6 protein-coding genes and 1 tRNA gene are annotated in these 6,358 nt (G+C 54.7%); 1 reads left to right on the forward strand and 6 read right to left on the reverse strand.

Annotated features, from left to right (window positions below):
- Positions 1 to 142: 142 nt before the first annotated feature.
- From AC0QH1_RS20350 to AC0QH1_RS20360, 3 genes are read right to left on the reverse strand one after another with little or no spacing between them, the layout of a single operon-like run.
- Positions 143 to 988, reverse strand: coding sequence for an inositol monophosphatase family protein (locus tag AC0QH1_RS20350; protein ID WP_324633132.1), 846 nt, complete (start codon positions 986 to 988; stop codon positions 143 to 145).
- Between the two features lie 57 nt (positions 989 to 1,045).
- Positions 1,046 to 1,564, reverse strand: coding sequence for a thermonuclease family protein (locus AC0QH1_RS20355; RefSeq protein WP_324633133.1), 519 nt, complete (start codon positions 1,562 to 1,564; stop codon positions 1,046 to 1,048).
- A gap of 16 nt (positions 1,565 to 1,580) precedes the next feature.
- The gene (locus AC0QH1_RS20360; RefSeq protein ID WP_324633135.1) at positions 1,581 to 1,949 is read right to left on the reverse strand and encodes a 2Fe-2S iron-sulfur cluster-binding protein; all 369 of its coding nucleotides are present in this window, start codon (positions 1,947 to 1,949) and stop codon (positions 1,581 to 1,583) included.
- Between the two features lie 271 nt (positions 1,950 to 2,220).
- Between AC0QH1_RS20360 and AC0QH1_RS20365 the strand changes: the two genes are divergently transcribed.
- Positions 2,221 to 2,307, forward strand: a tRNA-Ser gene (locus tag AC0QH1_RS20365).
- A 176-nt stretch (positions 2,308 to 2,483) separates the two neighbouring features.
- Here the strand turns inward: AC0QH1_RS20365 and AC0QH1_RS20370 are convergent.
- The 3 genes from AC0QH1_RS20370 to AC0QH1_RS20380 all read right to left on the reverse strand — a co-directional run.
- Complete coding sequence (locus AC0QH1_RS20370) at positions 2,484 to 4,343, reverse strand: DMT family transporter (protein ID WP_324633136.1); 1,860 nt, start codon at positions 4,341 to 4,343, stop codon at positions 2,484 to 2,486.
- A gap of 292 nt (positions 4,344 to 4,635) precedes the next feature.
- Positions 4,636 to 5,898, reverse strand: a complete 1,263-nt coding sequence (locus AC0QH1_RS20375; RefSeq protein WP_324633137.1) for an inorganic phosphate transporter — start codon at positions 5,896 to 5,898, stop codon at positions 4,636 to 4,638.
- A 263-nt stretch (positions 5,899 to 6,161) separates the two neighbouring features.
- Positions 6,162 to 6,358 (reverse strand): hypothetical protein (locus AC0QH1_RS20380; RefSeq protein WP_324633139.1); only part of this gene is annotated, 197 nt, incomplete at its 5' end.

Raw genomic sequence — 6,358 nt, forward strand, 5'->3', positions numbered from 1 at the left:
AGCCTTTAAGGGCTGTGTTCCTTGCCCCGCTCACGCTTCAGGCATTTACCCTCCACTTTTGCGGGAACGAATCGCACTATTTATTTCCAGTGTACTTCGCAAGAGGTTCGCTTGTCGCGATCGCCGTCACGGGTGAGAGTGACTACGGTGAACTGGGGGTGGGATTGGCCCAGGGTTCTAGGGGTCGAACCTGCTGCAGTTCTTGACTGAGTTCGCCGTGGAGTTTGCCATTGGTGGCTAAAATCCGCCCGGTTTCGATGCGCCAGGGCGTGCCATCATAGGCGGTGACGTTGCCCCCTGCTTCGCGCAAGATAACCGCACCGGCAGCCATATCCCACGGCGAGAGTCCCCGTTCCCAGTATCCATCCAAACGACCGCAAGCCACATAACACAGATCGATGGAGGCGGAACCGCTACGGCGCACTCCTTGGGTGAGATGGGTCAGGTGGCAAAATTCGGCATAGTTATTGTCAGCGGTTTCGCGGCGATCGTAAGCAAAGCCGGTGACGAGTAAGCTGTTAGCGAGGTTGGCGGTATCCGAGACGGCGATCGCGCGGCGGTTGCGGGTGGCCCCCAATCCGCTGGCGGCGCGAAATAATTCCTGATGAAACGGGTCGAAAACCACCCCTACTTGGGGCACTCCGTCAATTAGTAACCCGACAGAAACGGCAAACATGGGATATTGATGGGCAAAATTGGTCGTGCCATCGAGGGGGTCGATCGCCCAGCGGTATTTGCTGCTTTTATCTCCTAATGCGCCGCTTTCTTCGGCGAGGATACCATGTTCGGGGACGTGACGGTGCAGCACTTTGAGCAGGGTGTCTTCTGCGGCTTTATCGGCGGCGGTGACTAAATCCCCCGGACGCCCTTTTTCTTCGATCGCCTCTAGGTTGCCCCAGTAGGATTGTAAAACCGCACCGGCAGCTAATGCCGCTTCTGTGGCAATCTCTAAATAAATTTGCAGTTGTTCTCGGGAATAATCGCTCATGGGTGAGTGGTAAGGTTTCAGTTGAGAAGGTTCCGGGGCGATGGCGATCGCCTCCGCTTATCGCTGCAGGCGGCGAAACTGACTGGGGGTTTGGCGCAGGGGCTGTTTGGGGTTCCAAATGCCGCGCCCCATGAGTCTAGCCCATTCTTGGGCATCTGCAAAGCGCTGTTGGTATTTGGTGTTGGGCGATCGCACCACGGCGATCGCCATCCCCTGTTTTAGTAGTTCTTCGTTAATCAGTTCTCCGTCGCGCCATACATAGGCCAATTGGCGTCCGTAAATATCTTCCAATTCGGTATCGGTTTCCAACACCACCGAGTGACCCTCGGTCCAGCGTTCCAGTTGTTGTTTCGCCTCCTCTCCCCAAGGGTCTTGCTTCAAATCCGGGGCATCAATGCCTAATAGACGCACCCGCTGTGGTTGGGGAAATGTTTCTCTGGGGTTGCTGACTTCGAGGGTATTTCCACTGACTACCCGATCTACTTGCACCGCGACCCCTTGCGGGGTTTCTGGGGTGGAACAACTCATCAGCAAACAGCCTAAGAGCAAACATCGGAACGGGTCGGTTAATTTCATTGTGCGGCGGTGGGGGTTAATCTTCGTCGAGGGGTAGTCCGACGCGCACCTTTCCTTTGCCGAAGTAACGACCGAATTGCTGTTCGTAAACTTCATCTTCGTCTTGGGTTTCCACCTCTAAGTCAGAACGGGCATAGCTGACGCACAGCAGGGCATATCCGCGATCGCGCAATGCGGGAGACAGACCCATTGCTTCGGGTTGATCGATTTCGCCAGAAATGACGCGCACCGCACAGGTGGTGCAAGCCCCATTGCGACAGGAAAACGGCAGGTTTACCCCTTGGTTTTCCGCATTTTGCAGGATGTAGCGGTCTTCGGGAACTTGGATGACATGGCGATCGCCGGTTTGCCGATTGTGAATCTTCACAGTGTAGGTTCGAGTCATGGTTCGATGAGTGGTAACCACCTAAGTGATGCAATAGTTTTTAAGCTTAGGGTACGATAAATCCGGTTGGCAAATCTAGGGGCGATCGCCACTGGGGGCGCGCTACTCTCTGGCAACCTCCGCTCATCCCCGGTTCGCGGGGGTTTTCGCCTCTTCCCCCGCCGCTTTACCCCGGGGTTCTCAAAAATTTTTTCCCAAGGGTTTGCAAAACCGACTCTGTTCTGCTACGATAGTTTTTCGGTGGGTAAAACAACTGAATATTTCCCTACAGGGAGAGGTGGCCGAGTGGTTGAAGGCGCAGCACTGGAAATGCTGTTTAGGGGCAACTCTAACGAGGGTTCGAATCCCTCCCTCTCCGTTGAGGAAAGACTGACAATCCCAGCGATCGCTCTTGCGATGGCTGGGATTTTGCTTGACCTGAGTCACAGAAGGGCGATCGCGCGAGGGCGAACTCCATGATGCCGAACCATTAAAATCGGGACAAGACTCTGCCTTGTCCCGACCAGTGGAGCGCGATGCTGCTGAAACGGGGGATTACGCTCTTTGCTTCGCAGGGGCAGAGGGAGGAGGTGCGGGTTTCTTTTGCTTGTTCATGTTATCCACACTAATCCCGAGAACCCACACGCTGACAATAAATACTCCGAGCCACTCATTGAGACCCAATTCTTCGCCAATGAAGATTAACGCCATCAAGCTGGTCAATCCAGGACCGGTTGCTGCAATCACCGAGGCTAAGGGCGCGCCAATGATGGGAATGGCAAAGTTATTGAGTACGTAGCCGATCGCCGTGGTGGCGGCGAGGGCCACGCTTCCCCAAATCAGCGCCCCCCACATTCCTTCGGCTACGGTCCAAGCCAAAAATCCGTCATTGACGCCGGTGGCTTCTCCGCCGATGAGCACTAAGGGGACGGACAAAAGCAGAATCACGGTGAAGTTAATCACGCTAAATGGGGCCGGATGCAGCTTGAGCTTTTTGGAACTAAGTTGGGTAAAAATCACATAGCCGGCAAAGGTCAAACCAGCCATAATGGCCATCACTGCTCCTAATCGGGGGTCGCCAAACCCCGGTGCCCCGATGTTGGCGGAAACGGTGAGAAAGCAGCCGGAAAAAATCGTCAGGGTGGCGAGGGCAAAAATAAAGGTGGGACGGGCACCAAAAATAAGCCAGGCTAAAATCGCGGTCACCGGGGGGAAAATAAAGAATAAGGTGATGGCAATGCCGGTGGCAATATTTCCCAGGGCGATATAAATACAAAACTGGGAGGCAAACAGACAGATTCCACTGCCGATCGCGTACCACACCTTACCCCGCTTTTCTGGGTTGCCCAGTTGTTTTAAGTCGCGCCAGGTGTTGGGATAAAGCACCGGTGCGACGATTAACCCCATCAAGGGCACCACAATTAACATCCGGATGGCCAAAATCAACAGGGAATTGCCCACGCCAGGGGCGAGGATTTGTCCCGATCCCAGTCCGAAGAGGGACTGCTCGCTCAAAATCACCCGCGTGACAATGTTTTGAAACGAAATTGTTAGGGAGGAAAACAGCGCGAGGATGATGCCGGTGAGAAAGGCTTTGTTTTCCGGATTGGGGGTGGGTGCTGGGGTGGCAGGGGGTGCGGTTCTCGGTTCGGCGATCGCGGCTTTCTCTGGATCCCGGGGTTGAGTGGGACTGGAGGGGGGCGCGGTACCGGTTTGCGCTCTTTGCTGTTGCTGCTGGGCGATCGCCAGCCGTTGTTGCGGGCCGCCGGAGATTATCTCGGCGGTGGTTTGCACGTTGCTGGCTTCTTCTTGCAGTTGTTCGATCAGGCGATCGACCAGGGTCTCTAAAATCACTTCCCCCTGCTGCTGCAAGGAGTGCATTCGCCCAAGCTGCTGGGATAAGGAGCTTTGATAGCTGCTGAGTTCCTGCTGCAGGGTTTTGAAGGTGGTGTTGAGGGTGGTGTCGAGGGAGGCGAGCAACCGATAGGCGTTTTCGTTATAGTTGCTCGGGGTGGCTTGGGGGGGCGATAAGCTGGGCGGCGCTTCGGCACCCGTGAGGGGCGGCGGTGGCGGCGGCGGGGCTGCCAGTTGCTTGAAGCGATCGCTCAATTCTGCTTGCAACTGCGATGCCATCACTTGCGCCAGTTGTTTGGTCCACTGCTGCTGATTGGCAATTCGCCCGGGTGCGGACTGCATTTGCCGCGATTGCAGTTGCTGCTGTTGGTTTTGCAATCTTTGAATGTCGGCGGTGAGGCGAGATTGTTCTGCCTGCAGCCGCGCCATGTCCTGCGATAACTGAACCCCCATGTTTTGCTGTATCTCTCGCAGCTGTTGGGTCATCGATCGCAGGAGTTGTTCCATTTCCCTGGGATCTGCCGATCCAGAATGTTCCGGTTGATTGTCCAGTTGCCCCATTATTCTCTTACCTCTAGGTTTTGGGTGGTCAAGAAAGTTGTTTGCGGCTCATGCGGTTACGCTTGGCTGATTCGTCTGAGTGTTTGACTCATTCGCGCTTTCGCTTGTGGGCTGTTCCCCTCCGGGCTGATGTTGACCCCCTGATTTGACATTTTCGCTCGATGTTATCGGATGAAATGTTTCGCTTTTTCTGATTAAAGTGGCCTCAATTTTTATCGGGGCCACGGTTTTGCTAGGTGCCGAAAGGCTTTGCGCGCCGATCGCTCCTGATGCCTGAGGCAGGGAAGGCTGCCTACATGAAAAGACGCACCACACTAAAAATACTGGCTCCTAGAATAGCAGCGATCGGAACGGTAATCAGCCAGGCCACGAAAATCGCGCGCACCGTTTGCAGGCGAATGGATTTCAGGCTTTGCACTAGCCCAATTCCCACCACGCCTCCGACTAATGAATGAGAGGTGGAAACGGGTAAGCCAATCCGAGATGCCACTAATACGGTGGTCGCGGTGGCGAGTTCGGCACAAAAGCCGCTGCTGGGTTGCAAGGGGATGATGTTTTCCCCAACGGTGGTTATTACTTTTTTACCCCAGATTGCTAAACCTGTCACGATGCCGACACCCCCAAGCAGCAAAATCCACAAGGGAACCCTGAAATCTCCCAGGGGAACCGCACCGGTTCGCTGAATGGTGGCGATCGCGGCTAATGGAGCTACGGCATTGCCTACATCGTTGGATCCGTGGGCGAAGGCGACAAAGCAGGCACTCAGCACTTGAAAGCGCGCCAGTTGACTTTCGATGGGGGAAAAGGTATTTCCCTGGTCTGCACTCCTCTCCTCGGGAGGGCGCGGTTTTAGCTGACGCCATTGCACTAGGGTAAGGGCGATCGCTGCTGTGGCTCCCACCGCTAAGGGCAAGTCGTGGGGGGGTAGGGTAATGCCATATCGGTTGGCAATCCAGGCATTGACCGGCTGCATCACGGGAGGCAGCACGATCGCGCCAAATACGCTCAGCAGCCCCGCACTCAACCAGGGAATCCATTCCCGGAGCTGGTTCAAGGGGTCGGGGTACTCTAAAATGAACCGCTTGATGAAGCTGTAAAGAATGGCGGCGATCGCCGCACTGACTAGGGGGGTGAGCACCCAGGTGATGGAAATTAACCCGATGGTACTCCAGTGTACGGCTGAAGCTCCTACGGCGACCATACTGAACCCGGCGATCGCCCCCACGATGGCGTGGGAGGAGGCCACGGGCCACCCTTGACTGGTGGCGATCGCCAGCCATATCCCACAGGTGAGCATCACGCACACCATTCCCACCAGCAGCACTTGTGGGCTGTTGACAAATACTCTGGTATCCACCACCTCGGTGGCTAGGGTTTGGGAGACTTCCTGGCCAAACAGTACGGCTCCGCTAAATTCTAAAATGCCGGCGATCGCCAGGGCTTGTCCCAGGGTCAGTGCCTTGGAACCTACGGAGGTCCCCATCGAGTTGGCTACGTCATTGGCTCCCAGGTTCAAAGCAACATAAAACGCTAGCAGGGCAAGCAATGCAGTCATATCAAACCCCGAACGACAAAGGGTGAGGAAACTGGTTTTTTGCCTCCTCCACCGTTAAACAGTCATTCTAGGATAAAATTTCCTTGCCGATTTTCCCTAAATAGTAATAATTCTTTAAGAACTATTTTATGTGAGATGAAATGACATATCCCTTCCGCTCCACACGGGTTGCGATCGCGGCCATTTCGCTTCCGAATCATCGATATTCTTTCTCAGAAGTGATATAATATCGGTGCAGCTCAACTTCACACTGAGTGCAACACCTATAAGCACTCAGTGCATTGCACATAAGTCCGGGTTGGAGGCACGGGTTTATTATAGCCGATGCCCATTAATTTGTCAACCCCTGAGACCAAAATTTTCCCGCCAAACATGGCATTTTGACATTGACACAGAAGGGGTGGCGTGATATCATAGATAGCAAAGCGCAATTCGATGGGGCAGGCAGGGCTAATAAGCA

The sequence above is a fragment of the Phormidium sp. CCY1219 genome (assembly GCF_055795085.1).